This is a genomic window from Streptomyces sp. CB01373, assembly GCF_002803075.1.
Lineage (GTDB): Bacteria > Actinomycetota > Actinomycetes > Streptomycetales > Streptomycetaceae > Streptomyces.
On record NZ_NNBK01000008.1, the window covers coordinates 142474 to 167561 of the forward strand.

Sequence of the window (25088 nt, forward strand, 5' to 3'; positions counted from 1 at the left end):
CCCGATAGCCTTCGGCCATGACCACGCTGCATTCCGCCGTGCGACGCCGCCGCGCCGTCGCCGCTGCCGGCGCCGTTTCCGCGGGACTGCTCGCACTGTCGGCCTGTTCCAAGCCGACCCCGCTGGCCACGCTCACCGTCGGCAGCTCCTCGGTGAGCTCTGAAGCCAACTGCTACAACGACGGCAACGCGCTCAAGACCGCCGACCTGGCCAAGTGCCTCAAGTCCAAGGACATCAAGACGATCAAGGTCGACCCGGACGAGACCGTCCGCTTCGGCGTCGATCCGAAGATCGCGGACACGGGCTGGACCATCCTGATGAACGGTCAGCCGCTGACCGACTCCAGCACCAAGACCTACCGCACCATCCCGGGCAGCGTCTTCTTCAACGCCCAGTACGGCGCCAGCGGCAACTCGACGCTGGTCTCCATCAAGGAGGGCGAGAAGGACGTGCGAGGTCTGTGGTCCTTCAAGCTGACCAAGGACTCCTGACCACGTCCTCGCCACGCGTCCTCGTCACCACCGCCGTCCCCGTCGAACGGGACGCGGTGGCACGGGCGTTCGCCGGGCCCGGGCGTGAGGAGCCGCTGCCGGCGCTGCCCGGTGCGGCCCTGCACCGGCTCCCCGGGCCGCCCGCCGTCGACCTGATCGCCGCCGGTGTCGGCCCCGCCCTCGCCGCCGCGGCGACCGCCTCCGCCCTGACCGCCGCCGCGCTCGGCGGCGTCCCCTACGACCTCGTCGTCTCGGCCGGTATCGCCGGCGGCTTCGCGCCCCACGCGCCGGTCGGCTCCCTCGTCGTCGCCGACGAGATCACCGCCGCCGACCTGGGCGCCGAGACCGGCGAGGGATTCCTGCCGGTGACCGAACTCGGCTTCGGCACCGTCACCCACCGTCCACCCGAAGCACTCGTACGGGCGATCGCGGCCGCCGTCCCGGCCCGTACCGGCACGGTGCTGACCGTCTCCACGGTGACCGGCACCGCCGCCCGCGCCGACGCCCTGCGCGCCCGCCACCCGGGCGCCCTGGCCGAGGCCATGGAGGGGTTCGGAGTCGCCGAGGCGGCCGCCGCGCACCGCGTCCCGGTGCTGGAGGTACGCGCGGTCTCCAACCCCGTCGGCCCGCGCGACCGCGCCGCCTGGCGCATCGGCGACGCCCTGGCCGCCCTGACCGAGGGCTTCGGGAAGCTGGCGCCCGTCCTCACGAGTTGGAACCCACATGAGCCCTGACAGCAGCCGACTGCGGATCGCCTACTCCCCCTGCCCCAACGACACGTTCGTCTTCGACGCGCTCGCCCACGGCCGCGTCCCCGGCGCGCCCGCGCTCGACGTCACCTTCGCGGACATCGACGTCACCAACGGCATGGCCGAGCGCGGCGAGCTGGACGTGCTGAAGGTGTCCTACGCGGTGCTGCCGTACGTCCTCGGCGAGTACGCGCTGCTGCCGTGCGGCGGCGCGCTGGGCCGGGGCTGCGGGCCCCTGGTGCTCACCAAGGAGCCGGGGGCCGATCTCACCGGCCGCACGGTCGCGGTGCCGAGCGAGAAGTCGACGGCGTACCTGCTGTTCCGGCTGTGGGCCGCGGACACGGTCCCCGGCGGGGTGGGCGAGATCGTGGTCATGCCGTTCCACGAGATCATGCCGGCCGTGCGGGACGGGAAGGTCGACGCCGGTCTGGTGATCCACGAGGCGCGCTTCACCTATCGGAACTACGACCTGCACAAGCTCGCCGACATGGGTGAGCACTGGGAGCACACCACCGGCCTGCCGATTCCGCTCGGCGCGATCATCGCCAAGCGGTCGCTGGGCGAGCGGACGCTGACGGGGCTCGCCGACTCGATCCGGGCCTCGGTGCGCGCCGCCTGGGACGACCCGGAGGTCTCCCGGCCGTACGTCATGGAGCACGCCCAGGAGATGGACCCGGCCGTCGCCGACCAGCACATCGGGCTGTACGTCAACGAGTTCACCGCCGGCCTCGGCGAGGACGGCTACGCGGCGGTCCGCGGGCTGCTCACGCGCGCCGCGGCCGAGGGACTCGTACCGCCCCTCGGCCCGGACGCGCTCGCTTTTCCCTAGCCCTGTGGGCCTGTTGGCCTTGCCCCACCCCGTCGGGTCATACGTCCAGCTGGTCGGCGACCGCGCGCAGCAGCCCGGCGACGTTCTTGCCGGACGTCTTGTCGGGGTAGCGGCCGCGCTCCAGGGTCTGCGCGACCCCCTCCAGGAGGGTGGTCAGGTCCTGCACGATGGACGCCAGCTCGTCCGGCTTCTTGCGCTGGGCGGCGGCGACCGAGGGGGTCGGATCCAGGAGCGTCACGGAGAGGGCCTGGTCACCGCGCTGACCGGCTACCACCCCGAACTCCACCCGCTGCCCCGGCTTGAGCGTGTCCACTCCGCCCGGAAGCACCGAGGAATGGACGAACACGTCGCCGCCGTCGTCGCGGGAGAGGAAGCCGAAGCCCTTCTCAGCGTTGAACCATTTGACCTTGCCGGTAGGCAAAGCACGCACCCCATCTCACCGGTCAGCCGAACCACAGTTGCCGCAGGTCAGGCTATATAGCGCTCGCTCGTGCCTGCCGTTGTCCCGAAGCCTCCCCAGCTCTTTACCCGCCGTCGAGCCCGCCCACTCCAGTCGGCCGAACCTGGCCGATCTACGTGGGCGCGCCCGCTCCCGGGTGAGGGAGGCAGGGGATATCTCAGCACATGAGGGGGCGGCCGCGGCAACCCGAATTCGCGCAGAGTGACGACACCGGGACAGTAAGCGCACCGGACGGCGGACGTCCCGGGGCCGCGGCCGCTCCGCCGTGAGGACCTATCCTGGTGAGGTGCGTGACCAGACCCGAACCCCTTCCGAACCCACGGCCGGTGACCGGCTGGTCCGTGCGGGTGCCATCGTCTTCTTCGTCGGCGCGGTGGCCACCGCGGTGACGCTGGCGCCGCTGTTCCTCGGCGCGAAGCCCTTCCCGACCTACATGTTCGGGCTGAGCATGCTCATGGGCGTCGGCTTCCTGATCGCCGGCGCGGGCGTGCTCCAGTCGATCGCGGCGGGCCGCCGTCAGGCGCGCGGCGACTCCCGTTGACGGCTGACCAGCGCGCCGCCGGCCACGAGCCAGTCCGGGAACGCGGTCAGATCCGGAAGCACGACGTCCGCGCCCGCCGCCCGCAGTTCCCCCTCGTCGCACGGTCCGGTGGCCACCGCCACCGACAGGGCGCCGGCCGCCCGGGCGCCCCGCACGTCCCCGACGTGGTCGCCGACGTACACCCGGGCGCCGTACTCGCGCAGCGCCTCGGCCTTCTGCTCGGCCCACAGACCGCCGATCAGCGCGTCCGGCTCGATGCCGAGGTGCTCCAGGTGCAGCTTGGCGTTCGGCTCGTACTTGGCGGTGACCACGATCGCCCGTCCGCCGGCCCGCCGCACGGCCTCGATGGCCTCACGGGCGCCGGTCAGCGCGGGTGTGGCGGAGACGGCTGTCGCCGGGTACAGCTCCCGGTACAGGGCCCCCACCTCCTCCACCCGCTCCGCCGGGAACCAGTTGACCAGTTCCTCCGCGAGCGGCGGACCGAGCCGTGTGACCGCCAGGTCGGCATCGATGTACGTCCCCGTCCGCGCGGAGAGCTCCAGGTAGCAGGCGCGGATGCCGGGGCGGGAGTCGATGAGGGTCATGTCGAGGTCGAAACCGACGGTCGGCGGGTGAGAGGTCATATGGGCCATTGTGCCCAGGGGGCACGGCCACGAGACCTCAGGCCCGTGTGACGTACACCTGCTTCCGGCGGTGTGCTCGTACCTACTTCCGGCGCTGCGAGCGCCACACCAGGAACAGCGCCGACAGCACGGCCGCGGCCCGGACCACCCACGGCCAGGTCTGGGCGACCGCGTCGTTCATGTGGCCCTCGGCGATCGGGGTGCCCCACCGGTCGTCGGTACGGCCCCACAGCCAGACCGCCCACGAGGCGAGCGCCAGGCCGGGCATGCCGACGACGGCCCACTTGGACTCCGTGGGGGTCAGCCGGCGGGAGGCGTAGGCGATGACCCAACCGAACAGCAGGGCGTACCAGTTGCCCAGGACCGCGCCGACCACCAGCAGTACGGCCGCGAACAGCAGCAGCGGATTGCTCCGGCCCGTCAGCAACGGGGGCAGCGCGAAGCGCCGGCGCCCGGCGGGCGCGTCCGGCTCGGCCGCCTCCTCCGGCTCCGCGGCGCCGGCCTCCGGCGCCGGCTCCGTCTGCGCGGGCTCCTTCGCCGGCGGGGGCTTGAGCAGCTCCGGGATCTCCACCCCGCCCATGAAGCCGGGTACCTCCTCGGCCATCGCCGGCGTCCCCTGCCCCACGCCCCACCACTCGGAGCGGCTCGCCGGGCCGCCGAGTTCGTCGGCGGTCGCCAGGTGCGGCGGGGAAGGGCCGTCGGACGGCACGGGGCCCGTCCGCGGCGGACGCGGCCGCGGTACGACCTTGCGCAGCCCCTTCGAACGCGCCTGCTCCGCCTCCGGTTCACGCTGCGCGGGCACGGCCGGGGCCGCCGCCCCCGGTCCGCCGCCGCTGCCCGCCGCCGCGACGACGTCGTCGGGGCTGCCGAGCCCGTCGAGGATGCGGCGCACGGCGGCGGGACTGTCCACGGCGGCCTTGGCCCGGCGCCGGTCGATCTCGTTGCGCAACTCCGCGACCAGACGCATCCGGGTGGCCGAGGACAACTGGCGTTGCTGAGCGACGTCCCCGACGCGACTCAGATACTCGTAGACGACCTGATCGCTCTCGATCCCCACGAAGCCCCTCCGGGGTGGCTGGCCTATGACCCCGTTGGACGACGTTACCGCCTCCCGCGCGGTGCCCGGTGCCGCAGTACGGGGCCGGGCGCGACTCGCAGCCGGTACCGTGAATCGGATGAGCAGCGATGAGAAACCGGCGGCCCCGCGTTCGCTCGCGGAAGCGCTCCGCGCGCGCGACGACGCCTCCCTGGCCGCGCTCCTGCGCAGCCGCCCCGATCTCATCACCCCGGTCCCGACCGACCTCACCCAGCTCGCCACCCGCGCCGGGACCCGCGCCTCGGTGGTCCGCGCCCTGGAGCGGCTCGACCGGTTCGCCCAGCAGACGGCCCAGGCCCTGGCGGTGGCCGGCGATCCGGCCACGTACGACGAACTGCTCGGCCTGATGGCCTCCGACAGCCGCGACCCCGTCGTCGCCGCCGCGCTGCCCCGCGCCCTGGGAACCCTGCGCGAGCAGGCCCTCGTCTGGGGCGGCGACGACCAGCTCCGCCTGGTGCGCACGGCACGCGAGCTGCTCGCGCCGTCGCCTCAGCACCCGTCCCCGACGGGGCTCGGACCGACAGTGCGGGAGGCCACGGCGGGCATGTCGCCGGGGCGCATCCAGGAGATCGTGACGGCCGCCGGACTGCCCTCGACCCACGACTCCGTCTCCGCCGTCGCCTCGCTCACCGACCTGTTCACCGACCGCGAGCGGATGTCCGCGCTGCTCGCCGAACTGCCGGGCGACTCCGTCGAGGTGCTGGAGCGCCTGGTGTGGGGGCCGCCCTACGGCCAGGTCACCCCCGACCCGGCGCCGCGTCTGCGGCTGCTGCTGGACCGCGGGCTGCTGCTGCCCACGGCGCCCGGAACCGTCGTCCTGCCCCGTGAGGCGGCACTGCACCTGCGCGGGGGCCGCGCCCACCGTGCGACCGAGCCGGTGCCGCCGGCCGTGGAGGCGGCCGCGGCCCACCGTCCGCAGATGGTGGACGCGACGGCGGCGGGGCAGGCGTACACCGCCCTGGCCACCGTGGAGGAACTGCTGCGGGACTGGGACGAGGGCGGCCCGAGCGTGCTGCGCGCGGGCGGGCTGAGCGTGCGCGACCTCAAGCGCACCGCCGTCGCCCTGGACGTGCCCGAACCGGCGGCCGCCTTCTGGGTCGAACTCGCCTACACCGCCGGTCTGCTCGCCTCCGACGGCGAGGCGGACGAGCGGTACGCGGCCACCCCGGCCCACGACGAGTGGCTGGAGCGGCCCGCCGCCGAACGCTGGGCCCACCTCGCGTCGGCCTGGCTGGCGGCCACGCGGACCGCGGGGCTGGCCGGCGGACGGGACGCCAAGGACCGGGCGCTGTCGGCGCTCGGCCCCGGCCTCGACCGCTCGGCGGCGCCGGAGGTACGCCACCGGGTCCTCGCGCTGCTCGCGGAACTGCCGCCGGGCACCGCGCCGGTCGCCGAGTCGGTGCCGGCCCGGCTGCGCTGGGAGCACCCGCCGCGCGGGGCGCGGCAGGAGGACGACCTGCGCAGCCGCCTCGCCCGGTGGACGCTGTCCGAGGCGGAACTGCTCGGCGTCACGGGCAGGGGCGCCCTGTCCACCCAGGGCCGCGCGCTGCTGGGCGCGTCGGCGCCCGCGCCGGAAGGGACCCCTGCGGGCGAGGGCGGGCGTGGTCCCGGCACGCGCGCCGAGCCGGCCACGGACGCGGGCGGGGCCACGCCCGCGAGCCCCGGTGACAAGCTGCCCGTGCACAAGCACCACCGCCCGGAGGGAACCCCCGGCGCCCCCGGACCCCAGTCCCCGCCCGCCGTGGTTCCGGTCCCGCCGGTCCACCCCACAGCTCCCGACTCCCCCGCCGAGCAGGCCGCCGCCGTCGCCGAGGCGGCCCGGGTCCTTGCTCCGCTTCTGCCCGAGCCGCTGGATCACGTGCTGCTCCAGGCGGATCTGACCGCGGTCGCGCCCGGGCCGCTGCGGCGTCCGCTCGCCGAGACGCTGGGCGTGCTCGCGGACGTGGAGTCCAAGGGCGGCGCGACCGTCTACCGGTTCACCCCCGCCTCCGTACGCCGCGCCCTGGACGCCGGCCGCACCGCCTCCGACCTGCACGCCTTCCTGGCCGCGCACTCCCGTACGCCGGTGCCGCAGCCGCTGGCGTACCTGATCGACGACGTGGCCCGCCGGCATGGCCATCTGCGGGTCGGCACGGCCTCGGCGTACGTGCGCTGCGACGACGACGCGCTGCTGAACGAGATCCTCGCCGACAAGCGGTCCGCCGGGCTGGGCCTGCGCCGCCTCGCGCCGACCGTGCTGGCCACGCAGGCCGACCCGGCCGCGCTCCTGGAGGGCCTGCGCGCGATGGGCTACGCCCCGGCCGCCGAGTCCGCGGCGGGCGACGTGCTGATCACCCGCGCGCACTCCCACCGCACCCCGCCGCGCACCGCTCCCGACCCGGTCCCGGAAGGCCCGCCCGCCCCGGACGCCGTGCTGCTGTCCGCCGCGATCCGCGCGATCCGGGCCGGCGACCTGGCCTCCACCGCCCCGCGCAAGCCGACCGCGGCCACGCGGGAGGACGGCGAGCTGCCGCGCACCGGCTCCGCCGAGACCCTCGCCACCATGCAGGCCGCCGTCCTCACCGGCGAGTCCCTGTGGATCGGCTACGTCAACGCCGAGGGCACCGCGAGCCAGCGCGTCATCGCGCCGATCCGTGTCGAGGGCGGCTTCGTCACCGCCTACGACCACACCGCGGACGAGGTCCGCACCTACCCCCTGCACCGGGTGACCGGGGTCGCCGAACTCGCGGACGACTCCGCTTGAGCCTTTCCGTCCGCGCCCGGGGTCAGTCCGCCAGGCCCGGGATCGAGGCGAGGAAGGCGGTGAGGAAGACGGTCAGGGCGGCGAGGGCCGCGGACAACGCGTCGCCCGCCTTCCCGGCGGAGCCCAGCGTGGCGGCCACCTCCTCGACGCGCGGGGCGATCTCGACCGGGCCCCCTTGCCCAGCCAGTCACCCATCAAGGAACTGGAGACCCACCAGCATCCGGCGATGCCTTACCCGCGGGAGCTCCCGCCGCGGGCGGGATGCGCTTATTGGCCCGTATTACGGCTAGCCCAGCCTTGCCGCGATGCTCTCCACGTTTACCAGGTTCTGGCCCCGATCGAAGGGCGCCAGGTGGAATCGGGGCCGACTGCGAACCTCGACGTTCGAGGCCCCTTCGGACGGGTCCGCGGTGATCTCTATGAGCTGCGCGTAGCCGGCGTCGTCATGGGCCTTTCGGACCGCCCTGACGCGGGTGCCGTTCGGCTCCTGCTCGATGATGCGGACCCCGTCCGTCTCCTGCAGGATCCTGCGCGCGCGGCCGATGGCGTACGCGCCTCCACCACGCACCGGGACGGCTCTCGACTGGTATGGCGAGAGATTGCCCGGAGTGGGCTCGAAGCCGAGCTTCCGCACCGCCGGGACGTGGCCGAGCATGCCTATCAGGCCGTAGAGCAGCAGGAGTCCGAGGAACAGGATGAGCACGAGGATGAAGGCGGCCTCGACACTGTCCCTCAAAGGCCGGTCCGGCGAGCCTTCGGCAACCGTGGTGAAGAGGACGACGAACACTGCAATCAGCAAGGAGTGCACTGCCGCACAGGCCATGGAGCGGCGGAGAACATAGTAAAGGATCTTGTTCACTGCCCCAGTCTTCAGCTTGGACCACGTAGATTCTGTCATAGCGGCCATTCAACAGCGTTTCACGGAAATATCAGTTAAACTTTATATTAAGTTTCTCTTCGTCGAGGCCAATGGCCTCCTCCAGCACTGAACGCAGCCACTTGTCCGCATTAATGGTCGTTATTCGCCCGCTCAGATCACCATTGAACTGGACTAGCCGATTTCATTAGTCCTTCTGAGTCTCTTCCGGATGCCTGAGTGACGCAGATTCGAAAGCTGCTGAGGGCCACCCTGTATTTGGCTCGGGCTCAAGCCGGCTGCCGTGGCCACCGACCATCGGCTTCGCCGAGCTCGGCTCGCGTGGGGTGAGCTGTGGCGTTCCGTCCCAAAGGGGACAGTGCCGCGCAGAAGAGAAGCGCGCCGAGCGGCATCAGGTCCAGACTGGCCGCCATCGCCGCCGTACCGAGCACCACCAGCACAGGGCGCCAGACCCCGATGCGGCGCTGCACGGCGAGCTGGATCACCAGCCACAGCAGGCCGACGAAGAAGAGATTCGGGCCCACCGTGTACACCGCGGGCATCACGCCCGGGTGGCTCTGAATGCTCTCGAAGAACCGGTCCATCCCGGCCCGGTCGTCGGCGCGGAATCCGACAACGAGGTCGATGACGCCCTGGGCGGTGACGGCCACCACCCCCACCAGTCCCAGCAGCGTCGCCGCCTGGATGCTCAGCCGTGCTGCGCTGGTCGTCGGCTTCGACAGCCGCAGGAGCCCCAGGAAGATCGCGGCGAAGAGCAACACCCCGGCGATCAGCGCGATGTGGCCGCTGGTCCAGGCAAGGCCCGGGCCGTGGTCCGGGTCGGACAGACGGATGACTCCGTAGGCGAGCATGCACAGCGGTGCGGCGATGAAAGCGGTCCGAGTCAGTGCGGTCCGGCGAGTTCCCCAAGGTCGGTTCGTCATGTGTCGATTTTTTCGGTCCGCACCGTACTCAGAGATCAGGGATTGCCCCGCATGCACCCTGATCCGTCCCTGACACGCCCTCATGGTCGTCTGCTTTCGGGTCCGATGTCGATAACAGACGCTCCAGGTTCGCGGTCACGCGGGCCAGGGCTACACCTTGCGGTTCCGGAATCCGCGGGCGTGCTACCGCCGGACCGCCTACCTCGGATCGTGGCGCCTGGCTCGGATCTGCTGGCCGCGTCCGAGGCACGGACGGGCCTGCATGGGGAGGTCGACGCTGTCGGCGTCCTCGCGCTTCTCCGCGTGGACACCGGCAGTGCCGGGTGTCTTCATGCCCCCCGCTATCGCAATGGCGTCCCGGTGATGATCAGTCAGGCGGTGGCGGTACCGACCACCTTGGTCGGGCTGATACGGACGACAACACGGAGAACCTCTGCCGGGAGCTCGAGGTACTCCTGGCCGGCACCGGGGCCTTCGTACTGTTCGGCGAGGGTGACCGCCAGACACCGGCCAGTGTCCTCGGTGATTGTGGCGAGGCCGCGTATCTCGACGTAGCGCAACGGGTCGGCCGGATCATAGACGGTCAGGCTGGCGCGGGGGTCGCGGCGTAGGTTGCGTTCCTTGCGACGGCCGGCAGCGGTGGAGACGAGCAGGTCATCACCGTCGCGGCCAACCCAGACCACCGACGTCTGCGGGCTTCCGTCCGGGTTGACAGTGGCGAGGACGGCGGGAACCGGCGCATCGAGCAGCGCCCGGGCGGAATCGTTCAGCATGGCTGTCATTCGGGCGAAGCTATCTGCCGCCCGGATCGTCTCGCACCTGGATTTGGCCGACTGAGAGGTCAGGCCAGGGCGCAGGGCTACGCCTTGCGGTTCAGGTACCCGCAGGCGCGCTGCCGCCGCACCTCCCGCTACGGATCGCTCGGCCCGGCGCGAATGCCGCCCGCGCCCGTTCGCCGACACGCCGGATCCGCAGCCACGCGTCGATGCCAGACGGGCCTAGGGCGGAGGGCGAGACCCGGAAGAGGCGGCGGCCCGCGAGGTCCTGGAAGAGACGGGCTGGCGCCCTGGTCCCATCAAGCCCCTGATCTACGCCGAGCCGGCCAACGGCATCACCGATTCACAGCACCACGTCTTCCGCGCTGATGGCGCCGCCTACGCCGGGCCGCCCACGGAGAAGAACGAGTCCGACCGCATCGAGTGGATCCCCCTCTCAAGAGGTGCGGGGGATGATCGACCGCCGGGAGATCGTGAGCAGTGGATCGCTCGTGACTGCCGCCTGCGCGGCGACGGCGTCCACCACGCCATGCTCGGCATCGCCCGCCTACACAACCTTGCTCTCACGGGATAGCTCCTGCCGCATGCGGGACCTGAGAGGTCCACGGGAGACGGCTCCCCACCTCGCAGTCTTGGAGGAGATTCAGGCGAGGCAGAACTCGTTGCCCTCGATGTCCTGCATCGTGATGCACGACTCGTTGACGCCATCGGCGCGCTGCGTCAGCACGTGTTTCGCGCCGAGAGCCATCAGCCGTGCGCATTCGGCCTCGAGTGTGGCCAGGCGCTCGTCACCCACGAGCCCGGCGCCGGCCCGCACACAGAGATGGACCCGGTTCTTGACGACCTTGCCTTCGGGAACTCGCTGGAAGAGCAGGCGTGAACCCACACCGGAGGGATCAGTGCACGCGAAGTAGATCTCATCCTCAGGCGGCAGCGAGCAGTGGTACTCCTCCCACGTGGCAAAGCCCTCCGGGACCGTCGGTACGACGTACCCCAGCACCTCGCACCAGAAAGCGGCGAGGCGCGCAGGTTCCGCGCAGTCGAAGGTCACTTGGAACTGTTTGATCGTTGACATCGGCGCACGATAACAGGGGTCCTGCTCATCTCCCTGGGTGGGTAGGTCCGCACGTTGTCGGGAGGAGGGCCCTGCTGTCCGCTGCTGTGTCGTGCGGTCCCAGGGGTGAACCGAGGCCGGCGCCTCCCCGAACAGGGGGGATCTGGGATGCGATCCCGGCCAGCCACTCTCGTGCTGCCAAAGATCAGTTGCGGGACAACCCTTGGACTGCTCGCCATCACATAGCGGCGATCACGTGTTGCGATGATCCTTAGAATCCGCCCCGTCCGGTGGGCGCGCCGCTGCTTGTGTCCGTTGACGTCGGCGTCAGCCCTGGCTGTCAGCCGCCTCGGTCTCCTGTTCGCTCTCCTTCGCCGCTGCCGCCCGCCGCATGTGCCCCTCCTCGCCGAAGTGCACCGACAGACGCGACGTGTCCAGCTTCTTGCCGCCGCGCCTCGCGGGTGCCACCTCCACGTAGCCGCCCGCGTTCAACAGCAGATCTCGCTTACCGGCCACGTCCGAGCGCTTCCACTGCTCGGCGTGCGTCTCTCCGGTCGGCTCCGCCTTCACGCCGCCCGGCTTCGCCGTTCGGCGGTACTTCAGAGGGCCGATGCACCGGTACCGAAGCTGGCCGTTGCGCCCGCTGAAGGTGTACATGCGCTCACCGCAGACTCCGCAGTGCATGATGCCGCGCAGCAGCGACGTCCCCTCCCGGCGCTTCTCACCGGGGTTGGCCCGGCGCTCCAACTCGTCCTGGAGCGCCTGCCAGGTGTCCGTGTCGAGGATCGGCGGGCGGTTGACCAGCGGCAGTCCGTCCGTCCGCAGGATCGGCTTTCCGTCCTCGACGACCTGGCCGAGCAACTGGGGGTTTGAACTGCTGCCGTTTGACAGCGGTTGGACGTGTTCTGGTGTGTATGAGTGAGCGTGGCGTGGGTGAAGGCGCGTGGCCGGGGGCGGTGACCGGGTGTTCTGGTTTCGAATGCGTGACCTTTGGTCGGGGCTGCTCGTTGGGTGCGGTGACGGTTGCGGTTTCGGGCGGGGGTGAGGGTGTGGGTGGGCTGCGTGAGGTGGCGGCGTCGTTCGTGGTGCCCGGCCCGTCCGGGGTGGCCATCCGCGCCGGTCTCAAGGGTCTGACCGGGCAGGACGAGGCGGTGCTGCGCCAGGTCGGCGGTCTGCTCGGTTCGCTGGCCTCCCGTGATCTGAGGGTGCGCTGCGCGGCGGGGCTGGGCCATGACAGTGAGCTGTGGGCGCGGCGGAAGCGGGCGTTGTCCGGGGAGTCGTCTTCGCGGTGGGCGGGCAGTATCACCAGGGCCACGCACGATCAGTGGGCTTTGGCCCGGCGCGGACAGTTCGCCCACATGCAGAGTCTGCGGGCGGGCGTCGAGACGATCGCGCACCGGCTTGCGCAGCCGGTCGGGGCCAGGGGTGCCAAGGGGGTGCCGGGTGGTTACCGCTTCGAGCGGGAGTGGTTCGCCAAGTCCCGGCGGCTGCATGTGCTTGAGGACCGGCTGGTGCGGGTGCGGGCCGACTGGGAGGCCGGGCGGGTGCGGGTGGTGCGCGGCGGCAAGAAGTTGCTCAACAGCCGGCATCATCTGGAGGCCGCAGGGCTGACCGAGGCGCGGTGGCGGTTGCGGTGGGAGGCCGAGCGGTGGTTCCTGCAGGCCGATGGCGAGTCCGGGAAGCGGTTCGGAAACGAGACGATCCGCGTCACACCCGGCGGTGAGGTGAGCATCCGGCTTCCGGCTGCCCTGGCCGGGCTGGCGAACGCGCCGCACGGCCGGTACGTGCTCGCTTGCCGGATCGTCTTCCGCCACCGGGGCGAGCAGTGGGCCGACCGCGTCACAGCAGGCCGCGCTGTGGCCTACCGCATCCACTACGACCCGGACCGGGGCCGCTGGTATGTGACCGCGTCCTGGCAGACCCCGCCCGTGCGGACCGTGCCGCTTTCAGCGGCTCGTGCGGGTGGGCTGGCCGGCGTCGACATGAACGTCGACCACCTGGCCGCCTGGCGCCTGGCGCCTGGACGCACACGGCAACCCTCTCGGCGCGCCCCGCAGGTTCGACTACCAGATGGACGGCACCGCACAGCACCGCGACGCACAACTGCGCCATGCCCTGATCCGCCTGCTGCACTGGGCCGCCCGCCACGGCCTGGCGCTCGCGATCGAGGACCTCGACTTCGCCGCCGAGAAGACCCGGGAGAAACACGGTCGCCGCAAGCGGTTCCGCAAGCTGATCTCCGGCCTGCCCACCGCCCGCCTGCGGGCTCGGCTGGTGTCGATGGCGGCCGAGCTCGGTGTCACCGTCGTCGCGGTCGACCCGGCCTACACCAGCCGCTGGGGCGCCCAGCACTGGCAGAAACCCCTGACCAGCAAGAACAGGAAGCCCACGCGGCACGACGCTGCCGCCGTGGCGATCGGAAGGCGCGCCCTGGGATGTGCGATCCGGCGTCGGACGGCACCGCCCCCACACGACCGGAGTGATCGTGTGGGGCATCGGACCGTCCAGGCCGCATCGGATGCCTTGGGGCGTGAGGGACCCCGCCCCCGCGTTCCCGGACCACGGACACGATCCGTGCCGCCCGGACGCGGAGCGAAAGCGGGCGACCAGTGTGCCCACAACCGTTCGGGGCACACGGCTGAGCACGAGCCCTGACACCAGGACTCACTCCCGCTCAGTCCATGGGAACGGTTCGGCAGCCCACGGGCTGAGAGTCGCCGCCTGACCGGGGCGGGGCGGAGAAGTGGGTCCGGGCCCGCGTAATTCGTACGTCTGACCCATTCCGACCGGGCACGATGTCGTTCATGACAGCAACGTCTCCTGACCCCACCGGGCTGCCCTATCACCGCATGGCCCGGTACTCGCCTCACCACCGCTGGTGGCGGCCGCTGCTCGGCACCGTGGTGCTGGTTGTCGGGTCGGTCCTGGTCACCGGCATCCTCTACGCCCTCGTCGACGGGATCGGCTGGGCCGCCGGTTACCCGGAACTGCCGGACGGCGGCACCGACTTCGGCCCGATCGCGAACACGGGCCTCGACCTGGCGTTCATAGCCCTGGACCTGCCGCTGGTCCTGCTGGTCGTCCTCTGGCTGGGCCGGCGTCCGGCCGGCACGGTGGCCTCCGTCATCGGGCGGCCGCGTTGGGGATGGCTGGGCTGGTGCCTGCTGGCCGCCGTGCCCCCCATGGTGCTGCTGCCGGTGGTCGCGGGCTTCCTGCCGGGCGACGAGGGCGACGGTGGCGGGTCCGACGTGTGGGCGGGGTGGCAGACGTTCCTCGTCTCCCTGGCCATGCTGGCTGTCCTCGTGCCGTTGCAGTCGGCGGCGGAGGAGTACGTCTTCCGCGGCTGGCTGCTCCAGGCGGCCGGGGCGTACCTCCGGTCCCCGTGGCTCGCGGTGCTGCCGCAGGCGGTGCTCTTCGCGGCCGCGCACGGCTGGGGCACGCCGTGGGGCTTCGCCGACCTTCTGGTCTTTGGAGTGGTGGCGGGGTTGCTGACGATCCGCACGGGCGGGCTCGAGGCGTCCATGGCCCTGCACGCGCTGAACAACCTGCTGGCCTTCGGCGTGTCCGCCGCGTACGTGGACGGGCTGGCCTCAGACGAGACGGCGGCGGACGCCTCCTGGCAACTGGCCCTCATCGACATGGCCTCGGTACTGCTCTTCGCCGCGATCGTGCTGCGGCTGGCCCGGCGACGCCACCCGCAGCACCTGTCCGCCCCGCCCCCCGAGCCGACGTACGCCCCGCCGCAGGGCGCGTACTGGCCGTACGGGCAGGTGCCGGGTGCGTACGGTTCGGGTGCGTACGGGCCGTACCCGCAGCAGCCCGGAGCGCCGTGGCCGTACCCGCAGCAGCCGGGTGGGCATGGGGTGTACGCGCCGCCGCCGGGTGCGCCTTGGCCCTACGCGCCGCCGCAGGGCAACCCCGGCCCGTACCCGCCGCCGGCCCCGAACGCGACCGTCCCCGGCCCGGCCGCCGCGTCCGACGCAGCGCCGTCAGGCCCTGATGCGCCCCACCCCGTCGCGCCTTCCGGCGCTGATGGGCCCGGGTCTGCCGTGCTCGGCGGCGCGTCCGGTGCCGCCGCGTCCGGTTCGGCTGCGCCCGGCGCCGCGCCCGGTCCCGCCGTGCCCGGCGACGCGCACAGTCCGGATGGGACCGGCCCCGCCGTGCCCGGCGACGCGCACAGCCCGGAGGGGACCGGCCCCGCCGCGCCCGGCGATGCACTCAGCCCCGATGGGATCAGCCCTGCTGCCCCCGCCCCGGCCGAGCCGTCCTCCCAGCAGCCCGGCGGGGCTCAGGAGAGCTGATCGGGCAGTGGGGTCGTGTGGGTGACGATCAGGCCTGAGACCGCTCGGGTCAGGGACACGTACAGGCGGCGCAGGCCCGTGCGTTCGTCGGGTTCGCCGTCGACGACGGCCTGGGGTTCGTCCAGGGCGACGTAGTCGTACTCCAGGCCCTTGGCGAGGGAGGCCGGGACCAGGGTGAGGCGGGTCTCGGCCGTCGTCTCCTCGCCGGGGGCGAGGTACGGCAGGCCGGCCGCCGTCAGGACCTCGGCCAGGGCCGGGACGCGGGCGTCGGCGGCGATCAGGCCGACCGAGCCCTCGTTGCGCAGCAACTCCTCGCAGGCGGTGACCACGTCGGCGTCCCCGGCGGCGGGGCGGATCTCGAAGAACCCCGGGTTCTCACGTACCGACGCGACGGGCGCGAGGCCGGGCGCGATGTGCGGCAGCAGCCGGGAGGCGTACGTGATGACGTCCGTCGGCACACGGAAGCCCGCCGTCAGCTCCTCGATCAGGCCGTCGGACTTGCCGAGGTGCGCCAGCGCCTCCTCCCAGGTGCGGGTGGCCCACGGCGTGGTGCCCTGGGCCAGGTCGCCGAGGACGGTCGCGGAGCCGGTGGTGCAGCGCCGGCCGACCGCCCGGTACTGCATGGGGGAGAGGTCCTGCGCCTCGTCCAGGACGACATGCCCGAGGGAGTGGGTGCGCTCCACCAGGTCGGCGGCCTCGTCGATTAGTACGGCGTCGGCGGCGGACCACTTGGCCGACTTCACCGACCGTACGGGCCTGGCCCACAGGAGCGTCCCGCGCTCCTCCTCGGTGAGGATCCCGTCCGCGTGCTCGGCGAGGAAGTCCGCGTCCGTCAGCAGCCGCAGCAGCAGTTTCGCCGGGTCGACCGGAGGCCAGACCGCCTTGACGGCCGCCTTGACCGCCGCGTTGCGGGCCACCGCGTCCTGCACGCGGTCGTCGGGGGCCTCGCCCGCCCGCTCCATCTGCACCAGCACGGCGTGCGCGATCCGCTGCGGCAGGGCCTCGCGGGCGGCGCCGTAGCGGATGCCCCGGTCCAGCAACTCGCGGACGATGTCCTCCAGTTCGTACGCGGGAACGCGCCAGCGACGGGAGCCGCGCACCACCATGACCGGTTCGGTGGGCATCGTGACATGGGAGTACAGCGCCCTGCGGAGCACCTCGGCCATCCGGGCGTCGCCCTTGACGATCGCGGTCGCCGCGTCGTCCGCGCCCCGCACCTCCACATGCGCCACGAGATCGCCGACGGTGGCCTGCTGGACGGTCAACTCGCCGAGCGCGGGGAGCACTTGCTCGATGTAGTGCAGGAAGGACCGGTTCGGTCCGATCACGAGGGTGCCGGTGCGGGCCAGCCGCTCGCGGTGGGCGTAGAGGAGGTAGGCGACCCGGTGCAGGCCCACGGCGGTCTTTCCGGTGCCGGGGCCGCCCTGGACGCAGACGGTGCCGGACAGCCCGGACCGGACGATCTCGTCCTGCTCGGGCTGGATGGTCGCCACGATGTCGCGCATCGGACCCACACGCGGGCGTTCGATCTCCTGCTGGAGCAGCCTGCTGGTGGTGGCGGCCCCAGACGGCTCGGCCGGGTCGGACAGGTGCTCGTCCTCGTACGCCGTGAGGTCGCCGCCGGTGTAGCCGAAGCGGCGGCGCAGCCCGACGTCCATCGGGTCCTTCTTGGAGGCCCGGTAGAACGGCTGCGAGACCGGTGCGCGCCAGTCGATGACCATGGGGTCGCCCTCGGCGTCGTGCACGTGCCGCCGCCCGATGTGCAGTGTTTGATAAGCGTCCTCCGGCCGCGGGCGCTCCCCCTCGGCGCCCTCCGCCCGGTCCGCGCCCGGACTGTGCAGGTAGTCCAGCCGCCCGAAGAACAGCGGGGTGTCGCTGAGGTCGGCCAGCGCCTTGATGCGCTCGTCGATCTGGCGGGCGAGCACCTCGGCGTTGACCCAGTTCGCGGTGACGTCCCGGATGTCGAGCGACTCCACGTCCTCGCGCATGGCGCGCAGCGCGGCGCGGGAGTCGGACAGGTGAGCGCGCTCGCGGGCGAGGGGGTCGTCGGCGGGGCGGTCGGGGGCGGGAGCGGCGGGCGCGGACGAGGGCGACAGCGGCGAGATCGGCGAGGTCGGCGAGGTCGGCGAGGGCGACAGGGACGACAAGGGGGTGCCTCCGGAAGGCCTTCGGGGCAGGCGGGTGCCGTGGGGTGGTGCCGTGTGGCTGTGCCGCGCGGCGGCGGGATCTGCCGACCGGTTTCCGTCCGGACGGCGGCTCTCCCGAAGGGGAGGCGGGCAAGAGGGTGGATTCTAGGACGCGGGGCCGGGCGGAGGCCAGCCGGTTTTCCCGGCCGGTTGCTCCCGCCGGTTTCTCCTGCCGCGCCCGCCGGGGTGCCGTGATCGCCTTCCCCTAGGGGTCCGCGTCCGCCCGGCGCAGGGGTCGCGGTCCCCCCGGAGGGGTACCCGGGGGCGGGAAGAGCCGGTCCGCGGACCGATGCCGGACCTGTGTCAACGGATCCACCATGGAGACATGAGCGCAGCAACCATCCACCCCGCTCCCGCCGCCCGCCCGGCCGGCGCCACGGCTGTCCAGGACGGCCCCCGTCAGCATGCCCTGGGCGACGCCCTGCACGCCGTCAAGGTGTTCGCGGGCGCCCTGTTCGACGTGGTCGTCCTCGGCGAGTACGGCGAGGAGGCGGGCGTACGCCGCAAGTGAGCAACTAGGGTCGGTTCGTGACAGCACGGAAGGTGACTCTCCGGTCACCCGCGGCACCCGCCCTGGCCCTCCTCGTCGTCTCCCTCGCCGCCCTCGCGGCCCTGTTCGCGGTGCAGCGGGTGCAGATGGCCGACGCGGTGGTCTACCAGGCCGAGGGCGCGGCGGTCGTCCACGGCCGTGACCTCTACGGCTTCACGGTCACGCAGGGCCGGCTGCCGGCCACCTACCCGCCGTTCGCGGCCCTGTTGTTCGTGCCGACGGTGTGGCTTCCCGCCGCGGCCCTGAGAGCGGCGTTCCTCGTGGGCAACGCGCTCCTGCTCGCCTGGCTCGTCCACCTCTCCGCGCGGCTCGCCGGCCGCCGGGCCGGGCTCCCGCTGCTGTGCGCTGCGACGGCGCTCGCCGTCTGGCTCGAACCGGTCTTCCAGACCTTCGTGTACGGGCAGATCAACCTCGCGATCGCCTGCCTGGTCCTGTGGGACCTGACCCGGCCGCCCGGAGCCCGCGGCAAGGGTGTCCTGATCGGTGTCGCGACCGGCATCAAGCTCACCCCGGGCCTGTTCATCGTGTACCTGCTGCTGCGGGGGCGGCGCCGCGAGGCGGCCGCGGCGCTGGCCGGGTTCGCCGGGACCGTCGCCGTCGGCGTGCTCGTCCTGCCCGCGGCCGGCGTCGACTACTGGACGCGCCGCCTGTTCGAGACCGACCGGGTGGGCAAGCCGTGGATCATCGCCAACCAGTCGCTCCAGGGCCTGGCCGCGCGGCTGCTCGGGGAGCCGTCGCCCGGCCTCGCCTGGATCCTGCCCGCCGTCGCGGTGGCCGCCGCAGGACTGTGGCTCGCGTGCCGGGTGCGGCGGGAGCGCTGGGGCGTGCTGCTGACCGCCCTGACCGCGCTGCTGGTCTCACCGATCAGCTGGTCCCACCACTGGGTGTGGTGCGTCCCGCTGATCGCCGTACTCCTGGCCGAGGGCCGCCGCGGCTGGGCCGCGGTCACCGTGGTCGTGTTCACGGCCCGCACCCTGTGGACGGTCCCCAACAAGGGCGTGGAGCTGCGCCTGTCCTGGTGGCAGCAGCCCCTGGCCTCGCCCTATCCCCTGCTGGGCCTCGTCCTGCTCGGGGCGGTGGCGCTGGCGTACCGCAGACAGTGGTCCGGCCGGACGCGGACGGGTCAGCCCTCCTCCGCCAGCAGTTCGTCGGCGTCCATGATCCGGTAGGCGTAGCCCTGTTCGGCCAGGAACCGCTGACGGTGGGCGGCGAAGTCCTGGTCGATGGTGTCGCGGGCGACCACCGAGTAGAAGTGGGCCTGGTGGCCGTCGGCCTTCGGGCGCAGCACCCGCCCGAGGCGCTGGGCCTCCTCCTGGCGGGAGCCGAAGGTGCCCGAGACCTGGATGGCGACCGTGGCCTCCGGCAGGTCGATGGAGAAGTTCGCCACCTTGGAGACCACCAGCACGCTGATCTCGCCCTCGCGGAAGGCGTCGAAGAGCTTCTCGCGCTGCGCGTTGGACGTCTCGCCCTTGATCACCGGCGCGTTCAGGTGCTCGCCCAGCTCGTCGAGCTGGTCGATGTACTGGCCGATGACCAGGATCTGCTGGCCGGCGAAGCGGCGGACGATCGCCTCCGTGACCTTCCGCTTGGTCGCGGTGGTCGCGCAGAAGCGGTACTTCTCCTCCGTCTCGGCCGTCGCGTACGCCAGCCGTTCGGAGTCGGTCAGGTTGACCCGGACCTCGACGCAGTCCGCGGGCGCGATGTGGCCCTGCGCCTCGATCTCCTTCCAGGGCGCGTCGAACCGCTTGGGGCCGATCAGGGAGAACACGTCCGACTCGCGGCCGTCCTCGCGCACCAGCGTCGCGGTCAGTCCCAGCCGTCGCCGGGCCTGGAGGTCCGCGGTGAACTTGAAGACCGGCGCGGGCAGCAGGTGCACCTCGTCGTAGACGATCAGCCCCCAGTCGCGGGAGTCGAACAGCTCCAGGTGGGGGTAGATCCCCTTCCGCCGGGTCGTCAGCACCTGGTAGGTGGCGATGGTGACCGGGCGGACCTCCTTCCTGGTGCCGCTGTACTCCCCGATCTCGTCCTCGGTCAGCGAGGTCCGCTTCACCAGCTCGTGCTTCCACTGCCGGGCCGAGACGGTGTTCGTGACGAGGATCAGCGTCGTGGACTTCGCCTGCGCCATCGAGCCCGCGCCGACCAGGGTCTTGCCGGCCCCGCAGGGCAGGACGACGACGCCGCTGCCGCCGTGCCAGAAGTTCTCCACGGCCTGCTTCTGGTAGGGCCGCAGGGCCCAGCCGTCCTCGCGCAGCTCGATCGGGTGCGCCTCGCCGTCGACGTATCCGGCGAGGTCCTCGGCGGGCCAGCCCAGCTTCAGCAGGGTCTGCTTGATCTGCCCGCGCTCGGAGGGGTGCACGGCCACGGTGTCCGGGTCGATGCGGGCGCCGACCAGCGGGGCGATCCTCTTGGACTTCAGCACCTCCTCCAGGACCGGCCGGTCGGTGGTGGTCAGGACGAGGCCGTGCGCCGGGTGCTTGCTGAGGGTCAGCCGCCCGTAGCGGTCCATCGTCTCGGCGATGTCGACGAGCAGCGCGTGCGGCACCGGGTAGCGGCTGTACTGCACGAGGGCGTCGACGACCTGCTCGGCGTCGTGCCCGGCGGCGCGCGCGTTCCACAGGCCGAGCGGGGTGACCCGGTAGGTGTGGATGTGCTCGGGCGCCCGCTCCAGCTCGGCGAACGGCGCGATGGCCCGGCGGCAGTCGCCGGCCTGCTCGTGGTCGACTTCGAGAAGCAGGGTCTTGTCCGACTGGACGATTAGGCAGGACACACATACCTCCGGAGATAAGGTCGTCTCATGACAGGAACAACGCCTGTCACAGCACGGGCTATGCCCCGTGCCCGACGCCGGAAGGGCGTCCCGGCCAGCGCGCCGGGGATGCGCGCCGCTATCTATGTTCGCCTATCGCGCGAAACCGACGAGACGACTTCGCCCGAACGCCGGCGCGCGGCCTGCGAGGCGTTGTGCGAGGCACGCGGCTGGGAGGTCGTGGCCGCCGAGGAAGACATCGATGTCTCGGGCTTCTCGCGTGGGCTCGACCGGGACTGCAACGCATCCTGACCAGGCTCGCCGAGCTGGACGTGATCGTGTTCTTCAAGATCGACCGGCTTGCGCGCTCGACGGTCGACTTCGCGGAGATCATGCGACTCGCCGAGCACCAGAGCGTTGCGCTCGCGTCGGCGACGGAGCCGCTCGACCTCACGTCGTCCATGGGCCGGGCCATGGCGAAGGTGATCGCGGTCTTCGCCGAGCTGGAGTCCGACACCATCGGGACGCGGGTGTCCAGCGCGCACGAGCACCTGCGCCGCGAGGGCCGCTACACCGGCGGTCGGGTCCCGTACGGGTACATGGTCGTCCCCAACCCCAACGGGGCGGGCAAGGTCCTTGCGGTCAACGAGGACGAGGCCAAGACGATCAAGCGGATCGTGGAGCGGGTCCTGACCAAGGACTCGCTCATGCAGATCATCAACGACCTCAACAAGGAGGGCGTCCCGTCGCCCGGCTACTCCTCACGCCAGACCACGGGCAAGCGCAGCGGCTCCAAGCAGTGGTACACGACGACGCTGCGGAGCTTGCTGGGCAACCGTTCCTAGAAACTGAGCGGGAGTGAGTCCTGGTGTCAGGGCTCGTGCTCAGCCGTGTGCCCCGAACGGTTGTGGGCACACTGGTCGCCCGCTTTCGCTCCGCGTCCGGGCGGCACGGATCGTGTCCGTGGTCCGGGAATGCGGGGGCGGGGTCCCTCACGCCCCGGGGCATCCGATGCGGCCTGGACGGTCCGATGCCCCACACGATCACTCCGGTCGTGTGGGGGCGGTGCCGTCCGACGCCGGATCGCACATCCCAGGGCGCGCCTTCCGATCGCCACGGCGGCAGCGTCGTGCCGCGTGGGCTTCCTGTTCTTGCTGGTCAGGGGTTTCTGCCAGTGCTGGGCGCCCCAGCGGCTGGTGTAGGCCGGGTCGACCGCGACAACGGCGACTCCCAGCCCGGCCGCCATCGACACCAGCCGAGCCCGCAGCCGGGCGGTCGGCATCCCGGAAATCAGCCTCCGGAACCGCTTCCGTCTGCCGTGCTTCTCCCGTGTCTTTTCCGCAGCGAAGTCCAGATCCTCGATCGCCAGGGCCAGGCCGTGCCGTGCGGCCCAGTGCAGCAGGCGGATCAGAGCGTGGCGCACCTGCGCGTCGCGGTGCTGTGCGCTGCCGGTCAGCTGGTAGTCGAATCTGCGGGCCGCGCCGAGGGGGTTGCCATGTGTGTCCAGGCGCCAGGCGGCCAGGTGGTCGGCGTTCATGTCCACCCCGACCAGCCCACCCGCGCGGGCCGCAGAAAGCGGCACCGTCGTCACGGGCGGGTTCTGCCAGGAGGCGGTCACATACCAGCGGCCCCGGTCTACGTCGTAGTGGATGCGGTAGGCCACCGCACGGTTCGCCGCGACGCGGTCGGCCCACTGCTCGCCGCGGTGGCGGAAGCGGACCCGGCAGGCCGGCACGTATCGGCCGTGCGGCGCGTTGGCCAGGTGGGCCAGCGGCGCCGGGAGCTTGATGCTCACCTCACCGCCGGGTGTGACGCGGATCGTCTCGTTTCCGAACCGCTTGCCGGACTCGCCGTCGGCCTGCAGGAACCACCGCTCGGCCTCCCACCGCGACCGCCACTGCGCCTCGGTCAGCCCTGCGGCCCTCAGGTGGTGCCGGGAACGGAGCAGCTTCTTGGCGCCGCGCACCACCCGCACCCGCCCGGCCTCCCAGTCCGCCCTCACCCGCTCCAGCCGGTCCTCAAGCACATGCAGGCGCCGGGACTTGGCGAACCACTCCCGCTCGAAGCGGTAACCACCCGGCACCCCCTTGGCACCCTTCGCCCCGACAGGCTGCGCGAGCCGGTGCGTGATCGTCTCGACGCCCGCCCGCAGGCTGTGGATGTGGGCGAGTTGACTGCGCCGGGCCAGCGCCCACTGGTCGTGCGTGGCCTTGGTGATACTGCCCGCCCACCGCGACGACGACTGCCCGGTCAACGCCCGCTTCCGCCACGCCCACTGCTCACTGACGTGAGCCGACCCCGCCGCACAGCGCACCTTCAGGTCACGAGAGGCCAGGGAGCCGAGCAGAGCGCCGACCTGGCGCAGCACCGTCTCGTCCTGCCCGGTCAGACCCTTGAGACCGGCGCGGATCGCCACCCCGGACGGTCCGGGCACCACGAACGCCGCCGCCAACTCCCGCAACCCGCCCACAGCACACCCCCCGCCCGAAACCGAAGAACCGCCACCACACCCAACGACCACCCCCGCCCCAAGGTCACGCATTCGAAACCAGAACTCCCGTCGCCCTGCCACACACCGCCCTCTCACGTCGCGCACCGCAACCGCAAAGCTCACTCATACTCACCAGAACACACCCAACCGCTGTCAAACAGCAGCAATTCAAACCCCCACCCCGTCCAGCACCGCGCGCCACTCCGCGACCGCCTCGACGGAGACCGGTCCGTCCCAGCCGCCGGGGCGGGCCGCGCCGCCGATGTGGAAGGCGCCGATCCCGGCGGTGAGCAACGCGGGCACATGGTCAAGGCGCAGACCGCCGCCGACCATGATCTGCGGCTGGTAGCCGGGTTCCCCGCCGCGCGCGGCCTCCGCGATCAGTGTGGGCAGCCCCTCGTCCACGCCCGAGGCGGCGCCCGCCGTCAGATACGTGTCGAGCCCCGGCAGCCCGTCCAGCCGCTTGCGCAGCACGTCCCGGTCGGCCGCGCGGTCGATCGCCCGGTGGAAGGTCCACGGACAGCCGTCCAGCGCGGCGACCACCCGCTCGACGGCCCCCAGGTCCACCCCGCCCTCCTCGTCCAGGAACCCGAGCACGAACTCCTCGGCACCGGCCGCCCGCATCTCGCCCGCGACCCCCGCCAGCCGGTCCAGACCCCCGGCGCCCCCCACGCCGAACCCGTCCGCGAGCCGCAGCATCACGCGCAGCGGAATGTCCACGGCGGCGCGGATCCCGGCGACGGTGCGGACCGGCGGGGTGAGCCCGTCGGCCGCCATGTCGGTGACCAGTTCGAGGCGGTCCGCGCCTCCGGCCTGAGCGGCGACCGCGTCCCCGGCATCGAGCGCGATCACCTCCAGGACTGCACGCATGCTCATAGGAGCCCTTCCCTCGTTTCCCCTGAAGCGGACAGGTCTAGTCCAATCTAAACCTACGCCCACCCGTCACCGAGCAAACCGACCCGGCAGGAACACCGTCCGGCAACGGTGACAATGAGCGCATGGCCGATCTCGACGCGCTGCGCTTCCGCTGGACCCGGGCCCTGGAGGGTGCGCGGGGTCCCGGCGGTGGCCCCGATCCCGTGCCGTACGCCGACAACCTGCTCGCGCGCTGGCAGGAGCCGCAGCGGCACTACCACACGGTCACGCACCTCGCCGCCGTCCTCGACCGCGTCGACGTACTGGAGCGGCACGCCGACGATCCCGACGCGGTCCGGCTGGCGGCCTGGTTCCATGACGCGGTCTACCTGCCCGAGCGGTCCGAGAACGAGGAGCGGTCCGCGCGGCTCGCCGAGCGCGCGCTGCCCGAGGCCGGGGTCCCGGCCGAGAGGACCACCGAGGTCGCCCGCCTGGTCCGGCTCACCGTCACCCACGACCCGGCCGACGACGACCGCGACGGCCAGGTGCTGTGCGACGCCGACCTGGCGATCCTGGCCGCGTCTCCGTCGGCGTACGCCGCCTACGCGGCCGGGGTCCGCGAGGAGTACCACTTCGTCCCGAACGACGCCTTCCGCGAGGGCCGTGCCTCCGTCCTGCGGCAGCTCCTCGCCCTGCCCCGGCTGTTCCGCACCCCGTACGGGGCGGAGCACTGGGAGGCGACCGCCCGCTACAACGTCACCTCCGAGCTGGAAATGCTGTCGCTCTGAGGGCACCAC

General features: G+C 72.2%; 23 protein-coding genes and 3 pseudogenes. 14 read left to right on the forward strand and 12 right to left on the reverse strand.

Annotated features, from left to right (window positions below; translation table 11 throughout):
• The first annotated feature begins 17 nt into the window (after positions 1-17).
• Genes CG719_RS14330 through CG719_RS14340 form a run of 3 tightly spaced genes read left to right on the forward strand, consistent with a single transcriptional unit; the run spans position 18 to position 2069 of the window.
• Positions 18-491 carry a DUF2771 domain-containing protein gene (locus CG719_RS14330; protein ID WP_100568996.1) on the forward strand — a complete coding sequence of 158 codons (474 nt, stop codon included), beginning with the start codon at positions 18-20 and terminating at the stop codon, positions 489-491.
• Positions 461-1225 carry a futalosine hydrolase gene (locus CG719_RS14335; protein ID WP_100568997.1) on the forward strand — a complete coding sequence of 255 codons (765 nt, stop codon included), beginning with the start codon at positions 461-463 and terminating at the stop codon, positions 1223-1225. Before CG719_RS14330 ends, CG719_RS14335 begins: the two co-directional genes overlap by 31 nt.
• Complete coding sequence (locus tag CG719_RS14340; RefSeq protein WP_100568998.1) at positions 1215-2069, forward strand: 1,4-dihydroxy-6-naphthoate synthase; 855 nt, start codon at positions 1215-1217, stop codon at positions 2067-2069. Before CG719_RS14335 ends, CG719_RS14340 begins: the two co-directional genes overlap by 11 nt.
• Before the next feature lie 37 nt (positions 2070-2106).
• Here the strand turns inward: CG719_RS14340 and CG719_RS37350 are convergent, their stop codons facing one another.
• A complete protein-coding gene (locus CG719_RS37350) occupies positions 2107-2490 on the reverse strand; it encodes a cold-shock protein (RefSeq protein ID WP_100568999.1) in 384 nt (127 codons plus the stop codon).
• Positions 2491-2815: 325 nt separating this feature from the next.
• On the opposite strand from CG719_RS37350, the gene CG719_RS14350 reads away from it, so the two are divergent.
• A complete protein-coding gene (locus tag CG719_RS14350) occupies positions 2816-3070 on the forward strand; it encodes a hypothetical protein (protein ID WP_100569000.1) in 255 nt (84 codons plus the stop codon).
• Here the strand turns inward: CG719_RS14350 and CG719_RS14355 are convergent.
• Both CG719_RS14355 and CG719_RS14360 read right to left on the reverse strand, forming a co-directional pair.
• Positions 3046-3693, reverse strand: coding sequence for an HAD family hydrolase (locus CG719_RS14355; protein WP_100569001.1), 648 nt, complete (start codon positions 3691-3693; stop codon positions 3046-3048). The two genes, CG719_RS14350 and CG719_RS14355, sit on opposite strands and share 25 nt — an antisense overlap.
• Before the next feature lie 82 nt (positions 3694-3775).
• Positions 3776-4750: a hypothetical protein gene (locus tag CG719_RS14360; protein ID WP_100569002.1), complete on the reverse strand. Its 975-nt coding sequence runs from the start codon at positions 4748-4750 to the stop codon at positions 3776-3778.
• Positions 4751-4868: 118 nt separating this feature from the next.
• Here CG719_RS14360 and CG719_RS14365 point away from each other — a divergent pair, with 118 nt between their 5' ends.
• Entirely contained in the window at positions 4869-7532 is a 2664-nt protein-coding gene (locus CG719_RS14365; protein WP_100569003.1) for a helicase C-terminal domain-containing protein, read from the forward strand.
• Positions 7533-7818: 286 nt separating this feature from the next.
• On the opposite strand, the gene CG719_RS14370 is transcribed toward CG719_RS14365, so the two are convergent.
• From CG719_RS14370 to CG719_RS14380, 3 genes are all read right to left on the reverse strand, one after another.
• On the reverse strand, positions 7819-8391 hold the full coding sequence (locus CG719_RS14370; RefSeq protein WP_100569004.1) for a hypothetical protein: 573 nt from the start codon (positions 8389-8391) through the stop codon (positions 7819-7821).
• A gap of 287 nt (positions 8392-8678) precedes the next feature.
• Positions 8679-9260 carry a hypothetical protein gene (locus CG719_RS14375; RefSeq protein ID WP_100569005.1) on the reverse strand — a complete coding sequence of 194 codons (582 nt, stop codon included), beginning with the start codon at positions 9258-9260 and terminating at the stop codon, positions 8679-8681.
• Between the two features lie 443 nt (positions 9261-9703).
• Complete coding sequence (locus tag CG719_RS14380; RefSeq protein WP_100569006.1) at positions 9704-10114, reverse strand: PPOX class F420-dependent oxidoreductase; 411 nt, start codon at positions 10112-10114, stop codon at positions 9704-9706.
• Positions 10115-10340: 226 nt separating this feature from the next.
• On the opposite strand from CG719_RS14380, the pseudogene CG719_RS14385 reads away from it, so the two are divergent.
• Both CG719_RS14385 and CG719_RS14390 read left to right on the forward strand, forming a co-directional pair.
• Positions 10341-10602 (forward strand): annotated as a pseudogene (locus tag CG719_RS14385) (NUDIX hydrolase); the annotation flags it as partial.
• Positions 10593-10682 (forward strand): annotated as a pseudogene (locus CG719_RS14390) (IS5/IS1182 family transposase); the annotation flags it as partial. The pseudogenes CG719_RS14385 and CG719_RS14390, both read left to right, overlap by 10 nt.
• Positions 10683-10751: 69 nt before the next feature.
• On the opposite strand, the gene CG719_RS14395 reads toward CG719_RS14390, so the two are convergent.
• Complete coding sequence (locus tag CG719_RS14395) at positions 10752-11183, reverse strand: VOC family protein (protein ID WP_100569007.1); 432 nt, start codon at positions 11181-11183, stop codon at positions 10752-10754.
• A gap of 306 nt (positions 11184-11489) precedes the next feature.
• Positions 11490-12023: a zinc ribbon domain-containing protein gene (locus tag CG719_RS14400; protein ID WP_100569008.1), complete on the reverse strand. Its 534-nt coding sequence runs from the start codon at positions 12021-12023 to the stop codon at positions 11490-11492.
• A gap of 188 nt (positions 12024-12211) precedes the next feature.
• Here CG719_RS14400 and CG719_RS37535 point away from each other — a divergent pair.
• Both CG719_RS37535 and CG719_RS14410 read left to right on the forward strand, forming a co-directional pair.
• A pseudogene (locus tag CG719_RS37535) lies at positions 12212-13817 on the forward strand (IS200/IS605 family accessory protein TnpB-related protein).
• 149 nt (positions 13818-13966) lie between these two features.
• Positions 13967-15463: a CPBP family intramembrane glutamic endopeptidase gene (locus CG719_RS14410; protein ID WP_234375578.1), complete on the forward strand. Its 1497-nt coding sequence runs from the start codon at positions 13967-13969 to the stop codon at positions 15461-15463.
• Here CG719_RS14410 and CG719_RS14415 read toward each other — a convergent pair.
• Positions 15451-17451 (reverse strand): HelD family protein, encoded by a 2001-nt coding sequence (locus tag CG719_RS14415; protein WP_234375593.1) that lies wholly within the window; start codon positions 17449-17451, stop codon positions 15451-15453. The two genes, CG719_RS14410 and CG719_RS14415, sit on opposite strands and share 13 nt — an antisense overlap.
• Positions 17452-17974: 523 nt before the next feature.
• Between CG719_RS14415 and CG719_RS14420 the strand changes: the two genes are divergently transcribed.
• On the forward strand, positions 17975-18160 hold the full coding sequence (locus CG719_RS14420; protein WP_100569009.1) for a hypothetical protein: 186 nt from the start codon (positions 17975-17977) through the stop codon (positions 18158-18160).
• Between the two features lie 17 nt (positions 18161-18177).
• On the forward strand, positions 18178-19368 hold the full coding sequence (locus CG719_RS14425; RefSeq protein WP_442802728.1) for a glycosyltransferase 87 family protein: 1191 nt from the start codon (positions 18178-18180) through the stop codon (positions 19366-19368).
• Here the strand turns inward: CG719_RS14425 and CG719_RS14430 are convergent.
• Positions 19323-20966 (reverse strand): DNA repair helicase XPB, encoded by a 1644-nt coding sequence (locus CG719_RS14430; RefSeq protein WP_100569010.1) that lies wholly within the window; start codon positions 20964-20966, stop codon positions 19323-19325. The two genes, CG719_RS14425 and CG719_RS14430, sit on opposite strands and share 46 nt — an antisense overlap.
• A gap of 108 nt (positions 20967-21074) precedes the next feature.
• On the opposite strand from CG719_RS14430, the gene CG719_RS37135 reads away from it, so the two are divergent.
• Complete coding sequence (locus CG719_RS37135; protein ID WP_159024879.1) at positions 21075-21257, forward strand: recombinase family protein; 183 nt, start codon at positions 21075-21077, stop codon at positions 21255-21257.
• Positions 21258-21277: 20 nt separating this feature from the next.
• Positions 21278-21790 (forward strand): recombinase family protein, encoded by a 513-nt coding sequence (locus CG719_RS37140; RefSeq protein ID WP_267895359.1) that lies wholly within the window; start codon positions 21278-21280, stop codon positions 21788-21790.
• 26 nt (positions 21791-21816) lie between these two features.
• Here the strand turns inward: CG719_RS37140 and CG719_RS14445 are convergent, their stop codons facing one another.
• Together CG719_RS14445 and CG719_RS14450 are read right to left on the reverse strand one after the other, a co-directional pair.
• Positions 21817-23415 (reverse strand): transposase, encoded by a 1599-nt coding sequence (locus CG719_RS14445; protein WP_100569013.1) that lies wholly within the window; start codon positions 23413-23415, stop codon positions 21817-21819.
• Positions 23416-23604: 189 nt separating this feature from the next.
• Positions 23605-24312: a copper homeostasis protein CutC gene (locus tag CG719_RS14450; protein ID WP_100569014.1), complete on the reverse strand. Its 708-nt coding sequence runs from the start codon at positions 24310-24312 to the stop codon at positions 23605-23607.
• A gap of 122 nt (positions 24313-24434) precedes the next feature.
• Here CG719_RS14450 and CG719_RS14455 point away from each other — a divergent pair, with 122 nt between their 5' ends.
• On the forward strand, positions 24435-25079 hold the full coding sequence (locus CG719_RS14455; RefSeq protein WP_100569015.1) for an HD domain-containing protein: 645 nt from the start codon (positions 24435-24437) through the stop codon (positions 25077-25079).
• Positions 25080-25088: the final 9 nt, after the last annotated feature.